The 22,919-nt window shown below is 58.3% G+C and carries 19 protein-coding genes; 3 read left to right on the forward strand and 16 right to left on the reverse strand.

Annotated elements, in window-relative coordinates; translation table 11 throughout:
- The first annotated feature begins 28 nt into the window (after window positions 1–28).
- Window positions 29–928: a LysR family transcriptional regulator gene (locus tag GOV53_RS05665; protein ID WP_170464683.1), complete on the forward strand. Its 900-nt coding sequence runs from the start codon at window positions 29–31 to the stop codon at window positions 926–928.
- Window positions 929–967: 39 nt separating this feature from the next.
- Here GOV53_RS05665 and GOV53_RS05670 read toward each other — a convergent pair whose 3' ends face one another.
- From GOV53_RS05670 to GOV53_RS05740, 15 genes are all read right to left on the reverse strand, one after another.
- Window positions 968–3,619, reverse strand: coding sequence for a nitrate reductase (locus tag GOV53_RS05670; RefSeq protein ID WP_170464684.1), 2,652 nt, complete (start codon window positions 3,617–3,619; stop codon window positions 968–970).
- The gene (nirD, locus tag GOV53_RS05675) at window positions 3,619–3,951 is read right to left on the reverse strand and encodes a nitrite reductase small subunit NirD (protein ID WP_170464685.1); all 333 of its coding nucleotides are present in this window, start codon (window positions 3,949–3,951) and stop codon (window positions 3,619–3,621) included. Before nirD ends, GOV53_RS05670 begins: the two co-directional genes overlap by 1 nt.
- On the reverse strand, window positions 3,948–6,383 hold the full coding sequence (gene nirB / locus GOV53_RS05680; protein WP_170464686.1) for a nitrite reductase large subunit NirB: 2,436 nt from the start codon (window positions 6,381–6,383) through the stop codon (window positions 3,948–3,950). Before nirB ends, nirD begins: the two co-directional genes overlap by 4 nt.
- A gap of 4 nt (window positions 6,384–6,387) precedes the next feature.
- The gene (locus GOV53_RS05685) at window positions 6,388–8,067 is read right to left on the reverse strand and encodes an ABC transporter ATP-binding protein (protein WP_170464687.1); all 1,680 of its coding nucleotides are present in this window, start codon (window positions 8,065–8,067) and stop codon (window positions 6,388–6,390) included.
- 5 nt (window positions 8,068–8,072) lie between these two features.
- On the reverse strand, window positions 8,073–9,155 hold the full coding sequence (locus GOV53_RS05690) for an ABC transporter permease (protein WP_170464688.1): 1,083 nt from the start codon (window positions 9,153–9,155) through the stop codon (window positions 8,073–8,075).
- A 72-nt stretch (window positions 9,156–9,227) separates the two neighbouring features.
- Entirely contained in the window at window positions 9,228–10,592 is a 1,365-nt protein-coding gene (locus tag GOV53_RS05695; protein ID WP_170464689.1) for a CmpA/NrtA family ABC transporter substrate-binding protein, read from the reverse strand.
- Between the two features lie 271 nt (window positions 10,593–10,863).
- Complete coding sequence (locus tag GOV53_RS05700) at window positions 10,864–12,033, reverse strand: ABC transporter substrate-binding protein (protein ID WP_170464690.1); 1,170 nt, start codon at window positions 12,031–12,033, stop codon at window positions 10,864–10,866.
- The gene (locus GOV53_RS05705; protein ID WP_170423381.1) at window positions 12,030–12,614 is read right to left on the reverse strand and encodes an ANTAR domain-containing response regulator; all 585 of its coding nucleotides are present in this window, start codon (window positions 12,612–12,614) and stop codon (window positions 12,030–12,032) included. Before GOV53_RS05705 ends, GOV53_RS05700 begins: the two co-directional genes overlap by 4 nt.
- Before the next feature lie 192 nt (window positions 12,615–12,806).
- A complete protein-coding gene (locus GOV53_RS05710) occupies window positions 12,807–14,405 on the reverse strand; it encodes an MFS transporter (protein ID WP_170464691.1) in 1,599 nt (532 codons plus the stop codon).
- Window positions 14,389–14,643, reverse strand: a complete 255-nt coding sequence (locus GOV53_RS05715) for a GNAT family N-acetyltransferase (RefSeq protein ID WP_367648762.1) — start codon at window positions 14,641–14,643, stop codon at window positions 14,389–14,391. The genes GOV53_RS05710 and GOV53_RS05715 overlap by 17 nt, the downstream gene beginning before the upstream one ends.
- A gap of 44 nt (window positions 14,644–14,687) precedes the next feature.
- The gene (locus GOV53_RS05720) at window positions 14,688–15,509 is read right to left on the reverse strand and encodes an efflux RND transporter periplasmic adaptor subunit (RefSeq protein ID WP_170464693.1); all 822 of its coding nucleotides are present in this window, start codon (window positions 15,507–15,509) and stop codon (window positions 14,688–14,690) included.
- Window positions 15,506–15,766 carry a DUF1427 family protein gene (locus GOV53_RS05725; RefSeq protein ID WP_170464694.1) on the reverse strand — a complete coding sequence of 87 codons (261 nt, stop codon included), beginning with the start codon at window positions 15,764–15,766 and terminating at the stop codon, window positions 15,506–15,508. Before GOV53_RS05725 ends, GOV53_RS05720 begins: the two co-directional genes overlap by 4 nt.
- A gap of 11 nt (window positions 15,767–15,777) precedes the next feature.
- Window positions 15,778–17,478: an amidohydrolase gene (locus GOV53_RS05730; protein ID WP_170464695.1), complete on the reverse strand. Its 1,701-nt coding sequence runs from the start codon at window positions 17,476–17,478 to the stop codon at window positions 15,778–15,780.
- A 49-nt stretch (window positions 17,479–17,527) separates the two neighbouring features.
- Entirely contained in the window at window positions 17,528–19,324 is a 1,797-nt protein-coding gene (locus GOV53_RS05735; RefSeq protein ID WP_170464696.1) for an amidohydrolase, read from the reverse strand.
- Between the two features lie 119 nt (window positions 19,325–19,443).
- The gene (locus tag GOV53_RS05740) at window positions 19,444–20,139 is read right to left on the reverse strand and encodes a hydrolase (protein WP_170464697.1); all 696 of its coding nucleotides are present in this window, start codon (window positions 20,137–20,139) and stop codon (window positions 19,444–19,446) included.
- Window positions 20,140–20,261: 122 nt separating this feature from the next.
- On the opposite strand from GOV53_RS05740, the gene GOV53_RS05745 reads away from it, so the two are divergent.
- Window positions 20,262–21,209, forward strand: a complete 948-nt coding sequence (locus GOV53_RS05745; protein ID WP_170464698.1) for a LysR substrate-binding domain-containing protein — start codon at window positions 20,262–20,264, stop codon at window positions 21,207–21,209.
- 1 nt (window position 21,210) lies between these two features.
- Here GOV53_RS05745 and GOV53_RS05750 read toward each other — a convergent pair whose 3' ends face one another.
- Complete coding sequence (locus GOV53_RS05750) at window positions 21,211–21,915, reverse strand: pirin family protein (RefSeq protein WP_170464699.1); 705 nt, start codon at window positions 21,913–21,915, stop codon at window positions 21,211–21,213.
- A 112-nt stretch (window positions 21,916–22,027) separates the two neighbouring features.
- Here GOV53_RS05750 and GOV53_RS05755 point away from each other — a divergent pair, with 112 nt between their 5' ends.
- The gene (locus tag GOV53_RS05755) at window positions 22,028–22,915 is read left to right on the forward strand and encodes a LysR family transcriptional regulator (protein WP_170464700.1); all 888 of its coding nucleotides are present in this window, start codon (window positions 22,028–22,030) and stop codon (window positions 22,913–22,915) included.
- The last annotated feature ends 4 nt before the right edge of the window (window positions 22,916–22,919 follow it).

Below are 22,919 nucleotides of genomic sequence, written 5' to 3' on the forward strand. Positions count from 1 at the left end.
GATTAAGCCCTGAAAGGGCGCAATGTTTATGGACAAGATCGATCGAATGCGCGCCTTTGCGCTGGTGGCAAAGAATGCCTCGTTCACCCAGGCCGCCCAGCGGTTAGGGCGGTCTGCGCGTCTGGTCAGCAAGTATGTGGCGGATTTGGAAGACTCGCTGGGCGTCCAGCTTTTGAACCGAACCACGCGCAGCGTGTCGCTGACCGAGGCCGGGGCCACCTATCTGGCCATGTGCGAGCCGTTGCTGGACGGTTTCGACGAGTTGGAAGAGACAGTTAGAAATGCGCAGCAGTCCCTGCGTGGCGTGATCCGCATTTCGGCGCCAACAGGATTTGGGTCTATACGATTGGCCCCGTCGCTTGCTGCCTTTGCCAAGCAGCACCCCGAAGTTGAGATTGATCTGAACCTGTCGGACCGCCGGGTGTCTATCATTGACGAAGGGCTAGACCTTGCTATACGGATCGGCCCGTTGCGCGACAGCTCGTTGCGCGTTCGCCAGTTGGGGCCAATGCCTTTGATCGTGTGTGCCTCGCCTGACTATCTGCGGCAGGCGGGTACGCCTTCACATCCCGGGGCGCTTACACAGCATGAATGCGTTTTGGACGGCACCATGGGCGACACGGCGATATGGCGGTTCGACATCAACGGAGAGGACGTGGCCGTCCCGGTCAAAGGACGGTTTCAGGCAAACGCTCCGGCAGCCGCAGCTCGGTTGGCAGCAGCGGGTGTGGCCGTCGCCAGATGCCCGGCCTACACAGTGGCCAGCGCGCTGGAATCCGGTGAACTGGTTGAGCTTTTCCACGAGCACCGCGTGACGCCTTTTGTCGTCGCTGCGCTATTTCCGCAAAACCGTCGTCTCACGACCCGCGTGCGCGCCTTGATCGACCACCTTGCCACGGATGATCTGATTTGCAACGCAGGTGCGTGATCTAGGTCGCTTTGTAAGCCAACCTGTATGGGCCTTGACCTAGACCTGCTCGCGTTGCTTTGAATTCCATTCTACCTTTGTGGAATACTCATTGATCAGGTCGGAAAGCTCTGGTCGACAAGAACCGCAGTTTGTTCCAGCCTGAAGGACATTCCCGAGTGCTTCCACGTCCAATGCCTGCGCATCTTCAATAGCACGGATGATGGATTTCAGCCCTACGCCAAAGCACGAGCAGACGATTGGTCCGCGATCTTGATCGTCCGAAGCAGATCGACCAGACAAAATCTGGTTGAGGCCGACCTCTGGCAAAGTCGCAATGTAGTCCCGCATGAGCGTAACAGGTTCGCGGGAGATAAACATAGCCGCCAAAACGTTGTCCCCGTCAGAAAAGGCAATGCGAAACGACCCTCGTTTAGGATCTTCGACTGAGGTGCACGCAGCGTCTGACAACCCGAACCATTCTCGGGCGGTGCTTTCCCAGTCTTCGACGTGCCGATACCCGGCCAGTTCGGTCCGGTAACCTTTGTCTGTTTTGACGGTTGCCCAGTAGTCCGTTTTTGGAAATGCCGCGCTGGACGACACTGCAAACCCGTACCAAGCCGCCTTCATGGGCCGGATAGACACGGCTGTTGCCTTGCTTTCTGGCTGGCCAGAGATCGGGTCCGTCACACTGGGCACCAACACGTCCACACGCGCGGACGGGGCGGACTCGCCTGTCCAATGAATGGGGGCAAAGACCTGACCAGGTGCGACGGCATCTGTGATGCGAAGCCGGAAGATGCCTTGTCCGACTGAGCTTTGCACTTCAACCAAATTGGCAGGATTTAGGTTCAGGCGTTCGGCGTCATTGGGGTTCACATCAACAAATGGTTCGGCCAGATGTGCCGACAGGCGGGGCGACAGACCAGAACGGGTCATCGTATGCCACTGATCCCGATTGCGACCGGTGTTCAACAGGAACGGATAGTGTATTGACGGTTCCGCCTTGGGCGGTCGATGGGTCAAGGGTACGAAACGAGCTTTGCCGTCCGGATAAAAAAACCGACCGTCGCCAAAATAGCGGTCGCCGGACTTGCCAGAGGCCACGGGCCAGCGTGTCGGCGCCAACTCTGCGTATTCTTCGTCGTCAATCTCTGCAAAACCCGAAATATCGAAGTCTTTGCCCAGTGAACCTGCGATGGAGGATAGGGCGGCGTGCTCTCGAAAGATCTCTACTGGTGAGGCGTAGTTAAACGCGTCCTCCCATCCCATGCGACGGCCAATTTCGGCCAGAATATCCCAGTCTGCCCGCGCTTGTCCCGGAGGCTCTAAAACAGCGCGTTGTCTGCTGATTGTACGGTCTGAATTGGTGACTGAGCCGCTTTTCTCGGCCCAACCTGTCGCTGGTAACACTACATCGGCGAGCTGCGCGGTATCTGTATGTGCGGTCAGATCACTAACAACCGTGAAAGGACAGTTTTCTATCGCGGCTTTGACGCGGTCAGCATCAGGCATTGTGACCGCGGGATTGGTGTGAATGACCCAAAGGGCTTTGATCTGACCGTCTTCAACAGCGCGAAACAAATCGACGGCCTTCAAGCCCTGCTTTTCCGGTATGGTTGGCGCATTCCAAAAGTCTTGGACAGCGCTGCGATGGTCTTTGTTCTCTATTTCGAGGTGGCATGCCAGCATGTTGGCCAACCCGCCGACTTCCCGTCCACCCATCGCGTTGGGTTGTCCGGTGACTGAAAACGGGCCCATACCGGGCCGCCCGATCCGGCCTGTCGCCAGATGGCAGTTCAGGATCGCGTTGACCTTGTCCGTACCACTAGAGGATTGGTTCACGCCCTGGCTGAAGATTGTCACGACACGCTTCGTTTTGATCCAGAGCTCGCAGAAAGCTTCGATCTCGGTGGTTGTCAGCCCTGTGACCGATGGATCGTCCTTTTCAGCCGCGCTGATGGCCTCTGCAAAGCCAACGGTCCGCTCCAGGAAATGCGGATCGCTATGCCCGCTTGCGTGAATTTTGCGAAGCAGCTGGTTGAACAGGGACACGTCGCTGCCGGGATTCAGCGCCAGATGCAGATCAGCCTGATCGCAGCTGGCCGTCAGACGCGGATCTATCACGACGATCTTTGTCCCCCTTGCCTGCCGCGCGGCCAAGACACGTTGATAAAGCACCGGGTGGCACCATGCGAGATTGGAACCCACGAGTACGACCAGATCGGCCTGATCCAAATCCTCATAGGTTCCCGGAACCGTATCTGTCCCAAAGGCGCGTTTGTGTCCTGCCACGGTTGAGGCCATGCACAGGCGAGAGTTGGTGTCGATGTTGGCTGAACCGATGAAGCCCTTCATCAGCTTGTTTGCGACGTAGTAATCCTCGGTCAGCAATTGGCCGGAGACATAGAATCCGATGCTGTCCGGTCCATGCGCCTTGATGGTGGCCGAAAATTGATCGGCGACCATTTGTAGTGCTTCGCCCCAATTTACATCGTGACCAAATGCGCGTGGGGCGAGCAAGCGGTGGTCCAGACCGACCGTGTCACCCAGAGCCATGCCTTTCGAGCATAAGCGCCCGTGGTTCGCCGGGTGGTCCGGGTCACCACGAACCGCCAACCCTCCAACACCGTCCGGGCGCAGAAGGACGCCGCAGCCAACACCGCAATAGGCGCAGGTCGAACGAACTTCGGGCAGGCTGGTGCCGTCCATCAGGCTGCGCTCCGTTGGGCAACTGCGCTGTCGTCGAGCAGAATACGACCACCTTCGAGGCGCACCGGATACGTGGTGATCCGACCGTCATCGGCACCCTGCGCTTCGCCTGTGTTCAGGTCGAACACCCAATTGTGCAAGGGGCAGGTCACCGACTGGCCGTGGACAATGCCTTCGGACAATGGGCCACCCTTGTGCGGGCAGCTGTTTGTCGCGGCGTATACTTCCTCTTCGGCGGTTCGGAAGACGGCGATGCAGCCGATAAGGGTTTTGACCAGACGTGCCCCGCGCAGCGGTATGTCGTCGATAGGTCCGATGTCGATCCAGCTCATTCTGCCGCCTCCAGTGTGAAATCTGCAATCGGCGCATAAGTTTGCGCCTTGTCGCGCACGTGTTCGGCCCATGGATCCTTGCGGTAGATGCTTTGTGACAGCTCAAACCGCTCGACCAAGGCGGCGCGGTTTTCAAGATCATCCACGACCTGCGCCTTTACCCAGTCCATGCCGACCTTTCCCAGCCATTTATACAATCGGTCCAGATACTTGCCACCTTCGCGATAGGCTTGCGTCACGGCCATAACGACCTCGATGGCCTCGTCTTCGGTGGGAACCTGACAGAGCAGCTCGGTCTCTTTCACGTCCATACCTGCGGCCCCGCCGATGCTGATCTGATAGCCAGAGTCCACGCAAACGACACCGATATCCTTGCATGTCGCCTCAGCACAGTTTCGAGGGCAACCCGACACGGCCAACTTCAGCTTATGGGGGGTCCACGATCCCCACAGGATTTTCTCTAGCTTGATGCCGAAGCCGGTGCTGTCCTGCGTCCCGAACCGGCAATGATCGGTGCCGACGCAGGTTTTAACGGTCCGCAAACCCTTGGAATAGGCGTGGCCCGAGACCAGACCGGCCTTGTTAAGATCGGACCAGATGGCGGGTAGGTCTTCGCCCTTCACGCCCAGAAGGTCGATACGCTGACCTCCCGTGACTTTGACGGTTGGCACGTCATACTTGTCGGCAGCATCAGCGATGGCGCGCAGTTCTTCTGGCGTTGTGATCCCGCCCCACATGCGCGGTACGACACTGAACGTGCCATCTTTTTGGATATTGGCATGCTTGCGCTCATTCACGAACCGGCTTTGCGGGTCGTCCTGATACTCAAGCGGCCAATCGGCCAGCAGGTAGTAGTTGATCGCCGGACGGCAGACATGGCAGCCGTTTGGCGTTTTCCACCCCAACTCCTGCCAGACGGCGGCCTGGCTTTTCAGTTCCTGTCCTTTGATCAGACGGCGCACATCCTCATGTGTCAGGTCCGTGCACCCACAGATTGGCTGAGCAGTCGGAATTTGGAAGTCGTCGCCCAACGTGACTTGCAATACTTGCTCAACCAGCCCCGTGCATGTCCCGCAGGAGGCACTGGCTTTGGTGCTTGCACGCACCGCGCCCAGATCGCCAGCCCCTGCATTGATCGCCTCGACAATGTCGCCCTTGCATACGCCGTTGCAGCCGCAAATCTCCGCCTCAAGCGACAATGCTGCAACGGCTGAGAGAGGGTCCGCAGTGTCGCCCCCCTGATAGGCCGGGCCGAAGATCAGCGTCTCGCGCATCTCTTCGATGCTGGTGCCGTCCTTGATCAGCCCGAAGAACCAGCTGCCATCGGCAGTGTCGCCATACATCACGGCGCCAACCAGACGATCTTCTTCGATTACAAGCCGTTTATAGACCCCGCGCGAGGGGTCTCGGAACACAATATCCTCGCGCCCCGGACCATCGGCAAAGTCACCGGCACTGAACAGATCGCAGCCGGTGACTTTCAACTTGGTCGAGAGGGTTTTCTGAACAAACGCAGCGTCTTCCGTCAGCAACGACTGCGCTGCGACCTTCGCCTGGTCATACAGTGGAGCAACAAGACCGAAGACCGCGCCGTCATGCTCGACGCACTCACCTACCGCATAGACATCAGGGTCCGAGGTCAGCATCTGGTCGTCCACATGGATGCCGCGCCCGGTGGCCAGACCGGCCTCTTTCGCCAGAGCCGTGTTGGGCCGGATGCCGACGGCCATGACCAGCAGATCACAGGGCAGTTCGGTCCCGTCTTCCAGCAGCAGCGCGCGGACCTTGCCATCCTGTCCGAGGATTTCCTTGGAGTTCGCCTGCAGGCAAATCTTGATGCCTTTGTCCTCCAGCGATTTCTTCAGCAAATACCCTGCTGCTTCGTCCAGCTGGCGCTCCATCAGGTGGCCCATGATGTGAACGACGGTAACGTCCACGCCGTGCGCGGCCATGCCTGCCGCCGCCTCGAGCCCCAGCAGACCGCCGCCGATCACGACCACCTTGTTGTCGGGACCCATGCCCATCATCTGCTGGGTGTTTTCCAGATCGCGATATGCGATCACGCCGTCCAGATCATGACCGGGCAGGGGGATGATGAACGGGTTCGACCCGGTTGCGATCATCAGCTTGTCGTAGGGCACATGGCCGTTCTCTCCCTCGACCACCTTCATCTCGCGGTCGATCTTTTCGACCTTTTCACCGAAACGGCAGGCTATGCCGCGCTCGGCGTACCAGGCGTCGTCATGGGTGATGATCTCTTCATAGGTCTTCTCACCCGACAGCACCGGGCTGAGCATGATACGGTTGTAGTTCCCGCGCGGCTCGGAGTTGAACAGGGTGATGTCGAACGCATCTGGCGCAGCGTCAGTCAGGTGCTCCAAAACCCGACCCGAGGCCATGCCTGCGCCAATGACAACAAGTCTTTGCTTCATGGGTTCACTCCGCTGCAATCGCCTTGGGGGCGGGTGTTTTGGGCTTGGCGCCGTGTTCGTATTCTTCGAGGAAATCGAGGACTTCTTGCCGGTAGGCGTAGTAATCCGGGTGTTCTAACAGGGCCTTACGTGTGCGCGGACGCGGCAGATCCACCTTGGTGATCTTGCCGATCGTGGCCTGCGGGCCGTTGGTCATCATGACCACGCGATCGGCCAGCAGGATCGCCTCGTCCACGTCGTGGGTGACGCAGATCGCGGTGACCTTGGTGCGGGACCAGACCTCCATCAGCACTTCCTGCAATTCCCAGCGTGTGAGGCTGTCGAGCATCCCGAAGGGCTCATCCAACAGAAGCAGTTTCGGCGACAGCGCAAAGGCGCGGGCGATGCCGACGCGTTGCTTCATGCCATTCGACAGGTCGCTTGCGGATTTATCCATGGCATCGGCCAGACCGACGCGTTCCAGATAGTATTCGACCACGTCTTGCCGCTCGGCCATGCTGGCTTTGGGATATACCTTGTCGACTCCAATCGCGACGTTTTCTTTGGCGCTGAGCCATGGGAACAGGTTGGGGGATTGGAACACCACGGCACGCTCGGGATCGGCCCCCTCGACGTGGCGACCATCCAGCTTGATCGCGCCTTTCGAGATTTCGTTCAGCCCGGCAGCCATGGTCAGAACCGTGGATTTGCCGCAGCCCGAATGGCCGATCAGAGAGATGAATTCGCCCTTGTCGATCTTCAGGTCGAAATCCTCAACCACAGTCAGCGGACCTTTGGGCGTCGGATAGACTTTGTGAAGTTGCGAGAAGTCCAGGAACCGATCTTGGATCATCCCTTTTTGCGCCTCTGCCACTGCCGTTGGCACGCCATGGATCGGCGTGACGTCGGGCAGGATGCGCGAGCCTTCGACCTTGGCCTCGATCCCCACGTCCATCAAGTATTTGGTGACGTCCGCGCGCAGGCGTTTGAATGTCTCGTCATTGTTCATCGCACCGCGTTCGCGCGGGCGCGGGATCGATACGCGGAACTCTTGACCCAGAGTGCCATCGGGGTTCAGAGCGATGATCCGGTCGGCGAGGATAATCGCTTCATCCACATCGTTGGTGATCAGCACGCAGGTCTTTTTGTCGGCCTCCCAGATGTGCTCGATTTCATCGGCCAGATTGGCGCGGGTCAGCGCGTCGAGCGCTGACAGCGGCTCGTCCAGAAGCAGAACTTCGGGGTTCATCGACAAGGCACGTGCCACATTGACCCGTTGGCGCATCCCACCCGATAGTTCCGCCGGGCGGCGCGTTGCGGCGTGGCTGAGGCCAACCATCTTGACGTAATGCGCGACTTTCTCGGCTTTCTCGGCCTTGCTGAGGCCGGGGAAGACCGTATCAACCGCCAGACCCACATTGCCGCTGACCGTAAGCCAAGGCATTAGCGAGTAGTTCTGGAAGATCACGCCCCGTTCCGGGCCAGGGCCCTTGATCGGAGCACCTTTGAACGTGACCTCTCCACTGGTAGGCGTGTCCAGACCGGCCATCAGGTTGATCAAGGTCGTCTTACCGGTGCCCGAGAAACCGAGGATCACCAGAAATTCGCCCTCTTGCACGTCCAGATCGATGCCTTTCAGCACATCCGCGCGTGCGGTGCCTTCGCCGAAGGACTTGGAAGCGTTTTTGAAGCTTAGGATACTCATCGCGCTCACCGGTTGTTGGTAAAGGTAAAGAGGGATTGCAGCGCGTACATCACCCGATCCAGCAAGAAGCCGATGATGCCGATGGTAAAGACTGCAACCATGATCTTGGCTAGCGAGCTGGAAGAGCCGTTCTGAAACTCATCCCAGACGAATTTGCCCAAGCCGGGGTTCTGCGCCAGCATCTCAGCCGCAATCAGAACCATCCAACCCACACCAAGCGACAGGCGCAGACCGGTGAAGATCAGCGGCAGGGCCGACGGCAGCACCAGCTTAGTGATCTTGGTATACGTGTTCATTTTCAGAACTTTGGAGACGTTCACCAGATCCTTGTCGATGGATGCCACACCCAACGATGTGTTGATCAGAGTCGGCCACAGCGAACATAGCGTCACGGTGATGGCCGAGATCAGGAAGGACTTGGCGAACCAGCCATCATTGGTGACGTAAACCGCCGAGACGATCATGGTCACGATGGGCAACCACGCCAGCGGAGAAACCGGTTTGAAAATCTGGATCAGTGGGTTCAGCGCAGCGTTCGCAGTCGGAGACAAACCGGCCGCGATACCCAGCGGAACTGCAATAACGGTTGCGATCAGAAAGCCGAAGAACACAGTTTTGATCGAGGTCCAGATTTGTTGGTAGTAGGTCGGAGCCCCAGTGAAGGCGACGTCTTTCACTTTTTCGGGCTGACCTGCGTCAATGAACTTCTGGTTGCGTTTCTCAACCATGGCCTCGAATTTCGCGCGCTTGGCCGCTTTTGCCTTTGCGTCGTCATTCAGGCTGACCATCTCCTCCCAAACCTGCGCGGGACCCGGGACCGCGCCCAATGAGGTTTGCACTTTAGGGGCCAGTGCCGCCCACAGCAGCAGGAAGGCGCAGATCGACAGCAGTGGGACGATCAGCAGACGCCAGATCTCGGTCATCTGGGCGCGTGGGTTATCTCCGGCTGCAGCTTTCAGAACCGGGGTCGCCCAGCTCAAGCCAAGTACCTGGAACCATTTGTCAGCAGCATTGATACGGGTGAAAAGACGGGCGCGACGTGCCTCGCGGGCGGCGTCTGCGTTGAATTCTGGATCGACGGTTGTCATCTGATGTGTCCTTGCAATGGCGGGGCACTATGAGGTCCGCGCCCGACCGATGCCGGGCGCGGCGTTTTGGGGTTAACCTTGCACGTCCGAGCCGACGATCTTCTGACCGTCCTTCAGACCGATGGACAGGCTTTCGAGATAGGCGTTGGGGGTGCGGCCGTCATAGGCGATACCGTCGATGATGTCCTCGGCCGGGGTCGGGGCTTTGTATCCGTCGCTGTCCCAGGGGAAGTCGGCCTCGTTTACCAAACCTTCGTCGACCAACAGGCGCGCGGCTTCCAGATAGATCTCGGGCTTGTAGACGGACTTGGCGACCTCGTCATACCAGCTGTCGGGCTTGGATTCTGGGATCTGACCCCAGCGGCGCATTTGGGTCAGATACCAGATGGCGTCTGAGTAGAACGGATAGGTCGCGTTGTAGCGGAAGAACACATTGAAATCAGGGACTTCGCGCTTGTCGCCTTTCTCGTATTCGAAAGTGCCGGTCATCGAGTTAGCGATCACGTCATAATCCGCACCCACGTATTCCGCACGGCTTAGGATCTCGACGGCCTCGGGGCGGTTGGCGTTGTCGTTTTCATCCAGCCATTGCGCCGCACGGATAAGCGCCTTGGTCACTGCCAGCGTGGTGTTCGGGTATTCTTCAGCGAATTCGGCGGTGATGCCGAACACCTTTTCAGGGTTGTTTTTCCAGAGCTCGTAATCGGTGATGACCGGTACACCGATGCCCTTGAACACGGCCTGCTGGTTCCACGGCTCGCCGACGCAATAGCCATAGATTGTTCCAGCCTCCAGCGTGGCTGGCATCTGCGGCGGAGGCGTCACAGACAGGAAGACATCCGCGCCAATCTGACCGGTCACGTTTTCAGGGCTGTAGTATCCCGGATGCAGTCCACCCGCGGCCAGCCAATAGCGCAGCTCGTAGTTGTGGGTCGAAACCGGGAAGACCATGCCCATGTTGAAGGGCTTGCCTTCAGATTTGTACTTCTCGACGACCGGAGCCAATGCCTCGGCGCTGATGGGGTGCTGCGGCCGGCCGTCTTCCATCACCGGGATATTCGGCTTCATCTCTTCCCAAATCTCGTTGGACACGGTGATGCCGTTGCCGTTCAGATCCATCGAGAAAGGGGTGATGATATGCGCTTCGGTCCCATAACCGATCGTTGCGGCCAAAGGCTGCCCAGCCAGCATATGCGCACCGTCCAATTGCCCGTCGATCACGCCATCCAGCAGCACTTTCCAGTTGGCCTGTGCTTCGAGCGTGACGAATAGGCCTTCGTCCAGAAAATAACCGTTCTCATATGCCACCGCCAACGGTGCCATGTCGGTCAGTTTGATAAAGCCAAAAGTCAGTTCGTCTTTTTCAAGCTCCAGCTCGGCCAATGCCGGAGACACAAGCGCTGTCGTCGCAGCGAGGCTCAGAAGTAGCTTTTTCATCTCGGTCCCTTTCGGTTCAGCCCATTTCCGTTGGGCAAACAAAAAAGCCGCCGACACAAACCGCCGGGAGGAGATGGCGGTTGGTCGAGCGGCTTTGCTCTTGTTATTTGCCCCTGGCTTTGGGCGAATTCTGTCGGTGGGCTTCGTTGCCTTCCGATGAGATGATTAAGCCAGCCGTTTGCCGGGGCGTCATCAGTTTTCGCCATTTTTGCGTGGATTTTTCTGCAATGCAGCGTGATGAGATGCTGCGGTGCAAAAAAAATGTGCAACCTCACCCGGTCGGCTCGAAAATGCGTCGGTCAAAAAACATGTTTTGCGGCAGAATCAGGCTACCTGTCGCCGAGGCTACAGCCGTCGACTCGGCCAATGCGCCTTCCAGCTTTTCGGATGCGCCGGGTGTTTCGACACCTAATCCCTGCAATTCACGACGATAGAGATCGCTGCGAAACACCTTGGCCGCCTGGCGTTCCGCCGTCGCGGGGTCCAACCCGTTTCGTTTTGCGAGTTGATGCGCGACCCATTTCGCCTGACTGCGCCAAGGGAAGGTCGCCGCCCCCTCAAAAAACTCGACAAACCCGTCCACTTGGCGCTGCTCTCCGCGTGCAGAGATCGTGAACGCACCCATCAGGGCACGATCGATCAGCTCGGGCGAGACATTGAGGTAGGTTTTGCGTGATAGCATCTCGGATGCGGTGGTCCGGCTATCCGGGTTGGACAGCCACCGACCCGCACGCCAAACAGCCCGCATAAGACTACCCAATAGGTGGGGTTCGGTTTCCGCCCAATCGTTTCTGACGGCCAGAACTTTTTCTGGTGCGCAGGTCCATATCGCCCGGCCGGGCAGTAGCAAAGCACCCACATTATCGTCTACTGAGAACGAACCCCAAGGCTCGCCCACGCAGAACGCGTCAATCTCGCCGCTGGCCAGGGCTTGCGCCATCAGTGGCGGGGGGACGGTGCGGATTTCGACCTTTTTGGACGCTAGCCCCGTTCCGGCGACCCAATAGCGCAACAATTCGACATGCATCGAAAAGGGGAAAGGAACGCCAAAGACAAGAACCTCACCAGCGGCCTGCGCCAATGCGGCCCCGGCGGCTTGGGCGTCCGAAAAATCGAACTCATACCCCATATCCGCCAATCGCCCGGCCAGCTTGGTGCCGACACCGATGACATTGCCATTTAGGGACAAGACAGACACTGCGGAAAGTGGTGTTGCGATGCCGCCCAAACCCAAAGCCATCGCCACGGGCACCGGAGACAACAGGTGCGCCGCATCGACATGGCCGAAGGCCAGCATATCCCGCAGCGATGACCAAGAAGGTGCAGGGCGCAGATCCAACGAGATCCCTTCGGCATGGTCGAAGCCCATCTCTCGCGCAACTATCAGGGGGGCCGCGTCCACCAAAGGCATGTAAGCGACAGGCAGCGTGACAGTCCTCATGAGAGCAACCCCGAAGCTGTCACCAAAGCCTCGGCCACGTCTGCAACACGCCGGTTCTGGTTCATCGCGGTTTTGCGCAGCAAGGCGTATGCCTCGTCCTCCTGAATACCTTTGGCTTTCATCAGCAGCCCTTTGGCGCGATCAATCAGCTTGCGCTCTTCCAATGCGCGTCGGGTTTCTTCCAATTCCACGCGCATCTGCCGCAACATCTGAAATCGGGCGATAGCGGTATCCATGACGGGCTTAATTCGATCGGCCTGCAGGCCATCGACGACGTACGCTGACATACCGGCCTCAACCGCTGCCTTGGCCAAACCGCCAGCTGCTCCGGAAACGAACATCGCGACAGGGCGTTCCATAGGACCTGAAGCAACGGTCAGCTCTTCCAGCATGTCGCGGGACGGGTTGTCGACGTCGATCAACACGATATCGGGGCTATGCGTGGCAATCTTGCGCGCAAGTCCTGACACGCTGCCGATCACAAAGACATCCACGTCCCCGGATTCTTTCAGGGCATCGACAATGGCAAAGGCACGCTCTTGGTTCTGTTCGACGACAACAACAGTGAGGTTTTGGCTCATGACGAACCAGCTGGGGCCAGACGTTGGCGGCCTCAATCCGAAATCCTTGGATCGCCTCGCCGGAGCGCGGAATTGCCTAATTTATCAGCGCATTTTGGTCTGATGCGGAAAGACTGCGCAGTTGACCTTCGGCGGGTTGGGGACTCCGCGCTGGTCCGGTTACGATTATGGCACCGTAAACTTGTGTCGGGTTCAAAAGTGAAGGTAGTGGCGCACAACTGGGCCTGTGTCTCTGATTTCGAACTTCTTTATCTCGGCCTGTTCTATGCTGTCGGAAACCGTAAGCCGTTCATGCTGGGCCAGGTGTTCGTTCCAACTGGCGACCTCGAAGCTTTCAATCCAGATCTCGGGATCCTCGACACTTTGGATGAGCGACCACTTGAAGGCCCCATCGCGGTATCGCTGCGCTGACCAGGCTTTAAGAGCCTGAACAAATGCAGTCCGGTCTTCAGGTCGAATGCGATATTCAATTTGGACCCGCGCAGCGCGATCAGCGGATTGGTCCGTGTTCAAGTCCAGGTCGGGTGCGGCAGGCCAAAGCATTGCGGGGCTCAGGTCCAGGTTTTCGCCCTGACCAAGCTTTGCTTTTCTGGTGATTGCCGACCCGACCACCAGACCAGCGGCCGCAATGACCAAAGCCAAGGACAGGCCGTAAGCTTGCGCAACCTGCCCCCAGAGTGTCGCCCCAAGCGCCATGGACCCGAAGAAGACCATCAGAAAAATGGCCATACCGCGTGCTCTGACCCAGTTAGGCAGAGCCAATTGCGCCGATACATGGAACGTCGTCAGCACCGCAATCCAGGCAAAACCACCGACAAAAGAGGCAAGCATGGCGACGCCAGGGTTGCTGGCAACGGCCAGCAAAACCAGTGCGACAGCCGTTCCGCCTGTTCCTGCGGTGACAACCTTATCAGCCGAGGCGTCTCCGCGCAGTCTGGGCAAAGCAATGGCTCCGCTTACTGCACCTGCACCGACAAGCGTTAACAGTAGCCCATAAAGTTCGGCGCCGCCGTCGGGTATGCTGCGCGCAATCAGAGGCAACATGGCCCAATAGGCGGAAGCAAACAGAAAGAACGCAGCCGCCCGGATCAATGTAGCCAGCAGCGCATGGTTATAGCGAGCATGGCGCAAACCCGTTGCCATCTCGGCCAGTATCGGTTGATGTCCGATTTTCCGGGGCGTTGCTTCGGGTTTCCAGATCAGCAAGGCCGCTATAATCACAACGTGGCTTATCGCATTGACGACGAACGGCGTGGATAGCCCAACGCTTACGATCAGGACACCGGCCAGTGCCGGACCGATCGCCCGACTGATATTGATGCCCATCGAATTCAGCGCAATCGCTGACTGCAGATTGTCGCGCGGGATCAATGAGGGCACCACCGCCTGCCAGGCCGGGGCCATGAAGGCCGCGCCGGTGCCTATAGCCAGTGTGAAGAGGATCAGGATCAAGGGCGTAATCGCCTGCAACTGCACAAGTAGCGCAAGCGTGGCCACTATAACCATCATTATGACGTTGATCACGATCAGCATACGGCGTTTGTCCAAACGATCTGCCAACGTCCCGGCGAACAGAGCGAACAGGAAAACCGGTAGTGTGGTCGCAGCCTGAACCAGCGATACCACAGCTGGTGAAGGGCTGAGTTCGATCATCAGCCATCCCGCACCAACTTCGTGCATCCATGTCCCGACATTCGAGATCAGTGTGGCAAACCAAAGCAGCGCGAACGCGCGATAGCGAAAGGGCGACCAGGCCGAAACGGGTGGTGCGACCTCAGAACTGGATGACATCGGCCCATTCCCCTTTGTGGCGCATCGCTTGGGCCCGAACAAAGGGGCATATGGGAACCACTCGCTGGCCTGCTGAACGGGCGTCGGCGATCAAACGCTCTACCAGTTGTTGTCCAACGCCCATGCCACGCAGGCTGTTGGGTACGATGGTGCCATCGGCGATCACCAGCGTCTCGCTGGTTTTTGAAAGCGTCAGCTCTGCAGTACCGTCCAAACCGGGCAGGGTGCCCGAATACACGGCTTTTGCATCTGAATCTTTGCGGGTAATTGTCGCTTGGAGAGTCAATTCTGAACTCCCGAATGTAGTAGTGTCGAGGTTACACGCACCGAAAGGCCAGGGCGCAAAAGCTGATCTGAATTTGGGACGCGCAGCCAAACGGTCAGGTGTCCGGCATCGTTAAGCTCAAGACTGGCGCGTTCCGGGGAAAGTCCATCGTGAATAACAGCTCCGCTTGCGAGCGAGATTGAGACGCTGAGGCGATCAAACAAAGCTTCAAGCGACGAGACGCCAGCTTTGGTCATTGTGTCCAGGCGAGTATCGTAGTCGACCTCGTAGGCGATCAGAACGGGATCTATGACGATAATTTCTCCTAGCTCCTGATTGGCCTCAGCCTCAACAAACATTCCCTTGGCAGTCGAGGCCTTAGAAACCACGCCAGCAATGGGTGCCCGGATCACTGTCCGGTTCAGCGCAATTTCGGCTGCGGTGACTTCGGTGTGCGCCAGGGCCAGATTTGCTTCGGCAACCTTCTGGGCCGTGATGGCCGGGTTTGCGGCGGCCTCTGCAGATATTCCGCGGCTCAGAAGTTCGCGCTGCCTGTTTGCGCGCGCCGTTGCGGCGGCCAATGTGGCTTGGGCCTGTTGCAGGCGCGCGTTTGCCATGTCCAAAACCAACCGCGCGTCGGTTTCGTCCAATTGAATAATCGGCTCTCCTTCTGTGACATGCGTGCCGTTTCCGTGAAAAACGACCTCTACGATGCCGTCGATTTGACTGGTGATGATCCCGCGCTCAGAGGGAAGGACTTTGCCCTCGAACTCGAGCACATCGGCGGACGCAGCGGATCCCAACAGAACGGCCATGGCGAATGCGACGACGTTCTTCATGCCACGTCCCCGTTCGCCGATTGAGATACGTCGCTTTGATCCTTGGCAAAGCTCTTGTCGCGCAAGCACTCGGCTGCCGCTTCTTCAATGGTCAGTTGTTTTTTCACCCAGCCGGTCAGACCTTCGCCGATGAGCATGCCGAGCAATCCGAGCAGCGCTATGATCGGCGGCGCGGGCGAGCGTGTGTTCAGTAGCGCATAGATCACCCCGACTAACAGGCCGACGGTCAAAGAGACAACGTATGCTTTCCAGTCCATTTCGCTCTCCGTCAGGCCACAAGAACGCCAGGCGCGCCGAATGAGTTAATCGGGGACCAGTCGGGAAGCTCGGGCAGAGGTTCCGGACCAATGCTTGCAAATGCGCCCTTGGCGTGGACGATTTTCCCGCCTGTGACGGTGAGGTCGGCCGAGATATCCGCGATCTCATCTTCTGCCACCGCAAAATAGTCGCGGTCCAGCACAGCGAGGTCGGCAAACTGGCCCGGTTTCAACTGTCCCTTTTTGCCTTGTTCCCGGCTGAACCAGGCCCCGGCCGCTGTCCAATGGCGCAAAGCGTCCTCGCGGCTCAGCCTGTTTTCCGCAGACCAGATCATGTCTCCACCGCGTCCCTTTCCAGAGACCGCCCAATGGATCGCGAGCCACGGGTTATACGAAGATACGCGTGTCGCGTCGGTTCCGGCGGCCAGCGGCGCGCCCGAGGCCATCATCTTTTTGACCGGCATGACATCGCGCAGTTCGACCTCACCATAACGATCCCGGTACGCGGTCGTCTGGAAGGCAATGCGGTTCTGGTAAGAAATGCCGCCGCCAAGCCGGGCCACCCGTTCCATAGTCTTTTCGGACACGGTCTCTCCATGGTCGAAAATCCAGTTGAGTTCGTCCAACCCTTTGTCTCGACCAACTTCTTCGACCACAGAAAGCAGGCGATGGGCGCTTTCCTCGTAGGTACAGTGGAAGCGGATCGGCCAGCGTTTTTCGAACAGGAACTCCAGCACCGGTTTCAAGTCGCTTTCCATGCGCTTGGGCAGTTCCGGTCGGGGGTAAGAGAAGTCTTCGAAATCATAGGCCGAGGCGACGAGCATTTCACCGGCGCCGACGCATTTCAGGAAATCATCGCCCTGATCCGGCTTCACGACGTCATTCCAGCGTTTGAAGTCGTCGAGCTCTAGCGTCGGTCGCTGCGCAAACAGTTGGTATCCAATCCGGACGGTCTGCTCTCCGCGACGGTTGAGTTCACTGATCACGCCATAGTCGTCTGGATAGTTCAGAAACCCGCCAGCACAATCGAGTGCCGAAGTCAGGCCCAATCCGTTCAGCGCCCGAAAATAGTGCTTGGTGGAAAGCAACTGCTGCTCAAAGTCCAATTTCGGGGCCATGTCCAACAGTGCATAAAGCGGTTGGGCATTGGGCCGCGCCAACGCCAGGCCAGTCGGATTGCCACTGTCATCACGCTCCAAGCGGCCCGAGATGAACGGTTCGTAGTAATGACTGTCGATTCCCAGCGCGCGCAAGGCCGCTTTGTTCAGCCATGCCCGGTCGTACAGATGCAGGACATAGACCGGCACATCGGGCGCGACGGCGTTGATTTCGTCAATCGTCGGCAGTCGTTTTTCGGCGAATTGATCCGCCGACCAGCCGCCCACGACGCGAATCCACTGACCGGCTGGTGTGCGTTGCGCCTGTGCCTTCAGCATGGCCAGACCATCCGCCAGCGAGGGTACATGATCCCAGCGTAGCTCCATCGCAAAGTTGTTGCCCTGTCGGATGATATGCGTGTGGCTATCAATCAATCCGGGGATCACGCGGCGGCCCTGCAGGTCGATGGTCTGCGCATCCCTGGCTTCAGCCATGAGTTCAGCATCGGTTCCCGTCGCTTCAATCTTTCCGCCTGAAATCGCTATGGCGGTGGCCTCTGGCCGATCAGGATCGAACGTTGTGATACGCCCGTTATAGAGTATTAGGTCCGCCATTCTGCGTCTCCGTGAAATGGTCGTTAGGGGCACTGGGGTCCGGTTTGTTTCAGAAAACCGTCAGCGGTTGGGTCTGCTGCAGGATCACCGGGGACCAGTCCGGGCTGATCGGTGGAATGTGCCGCAGATCCTGATGCGCGAAGGGGCCGGAGCCAAAGACAACCTCACCCCCCATCACTGTCAGCTCGGATTTCAGCTTGGCGATCTCTGCATCCGTGACGGTGAAATAATCCCGGTCGAGGACCGCGAAATCTGCCAATTGGCCCGGAGTAATCGCGCCTTTGCGGCCTGCATCTCCGGTGAACCAGGCGGAACCCGTGGTCCAGACGCGCAAGGCTTCCTCGCGGCTCAGCAGGTTCGCGTCGTCATACATCGGCATGCCCCCGCGCGAGAGGCCGGTGGTCATCCATTGGATCGAGAACCACGGGTTGAACGAGGTCACGCGGGTTGCATCCGTACCGCCGCCTACCGGAACACCAAGGTCGAGGATCGCGCGGAAATTTGGCGTGGTTTTCAGTTTTTCGACGCCGTAGTTGGCGACAAAATCTTCGGCCTGGAACTGGATGCGGTTTTGCAGGGCAATGCCGCCGCCAAGTGCTGCGATGCGCTCAAGATTGCGCTGGCTGAAGGTCTCGACATGGTCGATGAACCAACCCGGCGTCAAACCCGCGCCCTTGGCGACATCCTCGTAGACGGGCAACAGGCGATCGCCGGTCTCGTCATAGGTGATGTGCTGACGGAAAGGCCAACCACCTTCGCCCAGAACGGTCATGATCTGACGCTGATAGTCTTCGGCATCCGCGTCGATTTCAGGGCGCGCATCGGCGAAGATTTCATAGTCGTAGGACGCCCAAGCCAGGTTTTCGCCTGCACCAACGAATTTCAGCAGGTTGTCGCCGGTTCCGGCGCGCGTGCTGGCGGTCCATTTCTGGTAATCGGACAGTTCCTGACCTTTGTGCTGTGGGAAGGAATGGTAACCGATGCGGACGCTCTGCAGCCCTTCATCATGCATCCACCCGATGACGCGGTAAGGATCAGCGTCAGGGAACTCCATCCCCCCGCCACCTGCATCCGATACAGAAGTAATGCCGAGGCCGTTCAGCGTGTCGAAATACTGTTGAGAGCTGTTGATCTGGTCACGGATCGACAGCTTTGGCGCGGCTGCCAGGGTGCGATACATAACAAGACCCGACGGCGCGGCCAGCAAACGACCTGTCGCGGTCCCATCCACGTCCTTTTCGATGATGCCGCCGGGGTATTCCGGATGACCTGGCTCATTGTAACCGTACCACTCAACCGCCTTGGTGTTCAGCAGCGTGAGCTTGTAGAGATGGTGGATCAGAACGGGATGGTTGGGGGCAACTGCATCCAGCTCGGCCACGGTCGGCAGGCGCTTTTCTTTGAACTGGAACTCACTGAAGCCTCCGGCGACGCGGATAAACTGTCCGTCAGGCGTGCGCTCGGCCTGCATGCGCAGCAGGTGCAAAGCTTCTTCCAGACTGTCCACGCCGTCCCAGCGAACTTCCAGATTGTAATTCACCGCGCCCCTGATGGCGTGCGTGTGACTGTCGTTCAGACCGGGGATCACCCGCTGGCCACGTGCGTCGATAACTTGCGTGAACGGCCCGATCATGGGGCGTATCTCAGCGTCGCTACCAACCACGATGAACTGTCCGTCTTTGACGGCCAGAGCAGAAGCGTCGGGCTTTGCCGGATCCATCGTCGTGACTTTCCCGTTCACCAAGACCAAGTCTGCCGTTTGGGTTTGGGCAGCAGCTGACAAAGGGGCAGCGATCAGGGTGGCGGTTCCGGCCAAAAGCTGGCGGCGGTCAATCTGGGTCGGCATGGTCGGTCACCTTGTGTCTGGGCAAAGGGGATCGTCTCGGCCCGACGGGCCGGTCAGGAATGCGTGCTGAGAAATTCTGTCCGGGGCAGGGGAGATGACCCCGGACAGGAGGCGCTAATTTACTCGGCGGCGATGGGTGCGGGCGCCGGATCAATGGTCGGTCCGTGCTCAACCCGTTCGGGCGCCTTGTGCACCATGGTGTAAGCGTAATCGACGCCCATACCGTAGGCACCAGAGTGCTCTTTCACGAGGTCAATAACGGCGTCATACGTGTCGCGGTGCGCCCAATCGCGTTGCCATTCCAGCAGCACTTGCTGCCAGGTCATGGGAACAACGCCGACCTGCACCATTCGGTCCATCGCATAGTTATGCGCATCGACGGATGTTCCACCTGACGCGTCGGCAACCATGTAGATCTCATAGCCGCCTTCCAGCATCGCACTGAGTGCAAAGGTGGTGTTGCAGACCTCGGTCCACAGGCCCGAAACGATCACCTTCTTGCGCCCGTTCTGCGCCAGCGCATCGCGAACTTTCTGGTCGTCCCACGAGTTCATCGAGGTGCGTTCCAGCAACGGATGCTCGGGGAAGACACTCAGAAGTTCGGGATAGGTGTGACCTGAGAAGCTCTCGGTTTCGACAGTCGTAATCGTGGTCGGGATGTCAAATATCTTGGCCGCTTTGGCCAAACCCACTGTGTTGTTCTTCAACGTTTGCCGGTCGATGGACTGAACGCCAAAGGCCATTTGCGGTTGGTGGTCGATAAAGATCAGCTGACTGTTCTGGGGGGTGAGAACCTGCAATTTCTCTGTGCTCATGTCTGGACTCCTTAAAAGGTTTGGCCGACGGGCCGCCGGGGTGTCTTGCCAATGCAAGTGGGGTGAAAAAGAGCGGGCGACAAACGATGGATTCTTGCCCGATAGTTTAGTTTTGCTATTCTATGCCCATGCCGTTTCGCCGACTTCCAGCTCTGGCTTCGTTGCGCGCCTTCGAGGCCGCCGCACGGCTGTCGTCCTTCAAGGATGCGGCGGCAGAATTGGCGGTGACTCCGGGCGCAGTCAGCCAGCAAGTCCGCGCATTGGAGGATGATCTTGGCGTAAAACTCTTTACCCGCGCCGTGCGGGCTGTGACGCTCACCGAAGCGGGGCAATCCTTGCAACCTGCAGTCTCGTCCGCGTTTCTGCAGTTGCGCGATGCCGTGGATCAGGTGAGGCCAAAGGCGACCCAACCGCTGCGGGTGGAATCCAGCGGCCCGATTATTCGCAAATGGCTTTTGCCGCGCCTGCATCGCTTCGCCGAACGGTACCCGGAATTGCCGGTGAGCTTTGAAACCGTCGGCCACGTAACCACCTTTGGAAAAGATGGACCCGACGTAGTGATCCGGTTTACCCGTGCGCCCGGAGAAGGGCTGTTTGCGGTGAAACTGTGCGAGGATTTTTTGGTCCCGCTGGCGAGCCCCGATTTGATCGCCCAGCTTGACCTGCGATGCTCGGCCGACATTGTCCGCGCGCCCTTGTTGCATGACAGCAGTGCCGAGGTTTTCGGGCAGAACCTGAACTGGTCCGGTTGGTTTTCCAGGGCTGGCCTCGACACTATCGGGGCTCAACGGGGTATGCGGTTTGAACGTCAAGCCGCTGACCATGCCATTGACGCAGCCGTCAATGGAGCTGGCGTTGTTCTGGCAAGGCGGTTTCTGGCCCGCAACGAGATGCTGGACGGTCGCCTTGGGATGCCATTTGGTCCGGTGCTTCCGATGCATGTCAGTTACTTCGTGATTTGCCAAAAAGGGGATGAGACGCGACCAGAAATCGCCAGTTTCATCAACTGGTCGCGCGAAGAGGCCGCAGTGTTGGAGGATGGCGCCGGATTTGGCGGCGCCATCACTTGACTCAGCTCAGGTCCATATCGAACAACAGAATTTCTGCATCGCCGCTCGCCTTAAGGTTCACCTGCTGTTTGTTCGCGACCGCGAAACCGTCACCGGTTTCAAGGTCTGACCCGTTGGCAGTCAGCGCGCCACGGATCACCTGAACCCAAACGCCTCGCCCTGCTGCAATATCATGCTGAAGTTCTTTGCCTGCATTCAGGGTCGCACCGTATAGATCGACGTCCTGGTGGATAGTTAACGATCCATTCCGCCCGTAACGCGACCCCAATAGGCGCAGATTGTCCTGACGCTCGATCTCCGGGAAGGTTTTCTGTTCATAACTTGGACGAAGCCCTTCGCGCTCGGGTACGATCCAGATCTGCAAAAAGTGCACCGGGTCCGTCTTCGAGGCGTTGAATTCTGAATGCCGCACGCCTGTTCCGGCGCTCATGCGCTGAACCTCGCCAGGTCGGATAATGGCGTTCTGGCCCATGGAATCTTTGTGCTCTAGCGCGCCATCCAGAACGACCGAGATAATCTCCATATCCGCATGACCATGTGTGCCGAACCCGGCCCCCGGTGCGACCCGGTCCTCGTTGATGACACGAAGCGGGCCAAAGCCCATGTGGTTCGGATCCAGGTATTGCCCAAAGGAAAAGGAATGTTTCGAGTCAAGCCAACCAAAGTTGGCTGCGCCGCGCTCTGCCGAAGGTCTGATCATCTGCATTTGTAACTCCGTGGTATGAGTTTCGCTGTTGACCTTCAATTTGGGCTATTTGCATTGAGCGACAATTGTATCAAATATGGACACACTGTCCCGCAAAACGAGCAGGTGAAATATGGACCGTTTTTCAGAACTCCGTGCGTTTGTGGACGTGGTCGAGGCTGGCAGTTTTTCCGGCGCGGCCCGCGAAACCGGACAATCGCGGTCGTCCGTGAACCGATTGGTCATAGCGCTTGAAGAACGCTTGGGGGTTCAGTTGCTGCACCGAACAACGCGATCGGTCTCAACCAACAGCAATGGCCGGGCGCTCTATGAGCGGGCCAAACAGATACTTAGCGATCTTGAAGAGGTGGAGCTTTCAGTCACCGCCGCACGGCGCGTGCCCGTTGGGAAGCTTCGGATTAGTGCGCCACATTCGTTCGGAGACTTGGATTTTTCCGATATTGTTGCCGGGTTTCTAAAGCAATATCCGCAGGTCCAAATAGAGATTTCTTTCGAGAACCGCCTAATTGATCCGGTCACTGAAGGATACGACCTTGTGATCCGAGTGGCCGAGCCCGATGAAGAAACTTTGTTGGTCGACCACCGCATTATGACGTTGGATTATCTTTTGTGCGCGTCCCCGGCCTATCTGAAGGAACACGGAGTCCCAAAAACGGCTGAGTGTTTGAAAGAGCACCATGGTCTGAGTTTGCTGCAATCCGAGCAGTCGGGGTTTTGGGGGCTGTTGGGTCCGGACGGCCCGGTTAAGGTCAAAGTTCGGCCGGTCTTGCGCGCTAACACCATGGACGCCCTTTTGAAAGCAGCCACCGAAGGGTTGGGGATAGCGGTGCTTCCAGAATATGCAATTCGGTCCGATCTGGAGGCCGGGCGGCTGGAAAAGTTATTGAGCAGTTACCAGCTCCCGTCTCGTATGCTGCAGGTGATCTATCCCCCGGCGCGGCACCTGTCGGCAAACGTGCAGGCCTTTTCGGATTTTGTCTCGGATTGGTGCAGTCGGTAAGGTC

Origin of the sequence: Ruegeria arenilitoris, from assembly GCF_013035315.1 — a bacterium.
Lineage (GTDB): Bacteria > Pseudomonadota > Alphaproteobacteria > Rhodobacterales > Rhodobacteraceae > Ruegeria > Ruegeria arenilitoris_D.

Coding starts and splice junctions, on each gene's coding strand:
- GOV53_RS05735 (WP_170464696.1), bottom strand. CDS start 19,324: ATGCCGACCCAGATTGACCGCCGCCAGCTTTTGGCCGGAACCGCCACC.
- GOV53_RS05720 (WP_170464693.1), bottom strand. CDS start 15,509: ATGAAGAACGTCGTCGCATTCGCCATGGCCGTTCTGTTGGGATCCGCT.
- GOV53_RS05700 (WP_170464690.1), bottom strand. CDS start 12,033: ATGAGGACTGTCACGCTGCCTGTCGCTTACATGCCTTTGGTGGACGCG.
- GOV53_RS05705 (WP_170423381.1), bottom strand. CDS start 12,614: ATGAGCCAAAACCTCACTGTTGTTGTCGTCGAACAGAACCAAGAGCGT.
- GOV53_RS05685 (WP_170464687.1), bottom strand. CDS start 8,067: ATGAGTATCCTAAGCTTCAAAAACGCTTCCAAGTCCTTCGGCGAAGGC.
- GOV53_RS05670 (WP_170464684.1), bottom strand. CDS start 3,619: ATGGACGGCACCAGCCTGCCCGAAGTTCGTTCGACCTGCGCCTATTGC.
- GOV53_RS05725 (WP_170464694.1), bottom strand. CDS start 15,766: ATGGACTGGAAAGCATACGTTGTCTCTTTGACCGTCGGCCTGTTAGTC.
- GOV53_RS05695 (WP_170464689.1), bottom strand. CDS start 10,592: ATGAAAAAGCTACTTCTGAGCCTCGCTGCGACGACAGCGCTTGTGTCT.
- GOV53_RS05690 (WP_170464688.1), bottom strand. CDS start 9,155: ATGACAACCGTCGATCCAGAATTCAACGCAGACGCCGCCCGCGAGGCA.
- GOV53_RS05730 (WP_170464695.1), bottom strand. CDS start 17,478: ATGGCGGACCTAATACTCTATAACGGGCGTATCACAACGTTCGATCCT.
- GOV53_RS05740 (WP_170464697.1), bottom strand. CDS start 20,139: ATGAGCACAGAGAAATTGCAGGTTCTCACCCCCCAGAACAGTCAGCTG.
- GOV53_RS05750 (WP_170464699.1), bottom strand. CDS start 21,915: ATGCAGATGATCAGACCTTCGGCAGAGCGCGGCGCAGCCAACTTTGGT.
- GOV53_RS05665 (WP_170464683.1), top strand. CDS start 29: ATGGACAAGATCGATCGAATGCGCGCCTTTGCGCTGGTGGCAAAGAAT.
- GOV53_RS05745 (WP_170464698.1), top strand. CDS start 20,262: ATGCCCATGCCGTTTCGCCGACTTCCAGCTCTGGCTTCGTTGCGCGCC.
- nirB (WP_170464686.1), bottom strand. CDS start 6,383: ATGAAGCAAAGACTTGTTGTCATTGGCGCAGGCATGGCCTCGGGTCGG.
- nirD (WP_170464685.1), bottom strand. CDS start 3,951: ATGAGCTGGATCGACATCGGACCTATCGACGACATACCGCTGCGCGGG.
- GOV53_RS05710 (WP_170464691.1), bottom strand. CDS start 14,405: ATGTCATCCAGTTCTGAGGTCGCACCACCCGTTTCGGCCTGGTCGCCC.
- GOV53_RS05755 (WP_170464700.1), top strand. CDS start 22,028: ATGGACCGTTTTTCAGAACTCCGTGCGTTTGTGGACGTGGTCGAGGCT.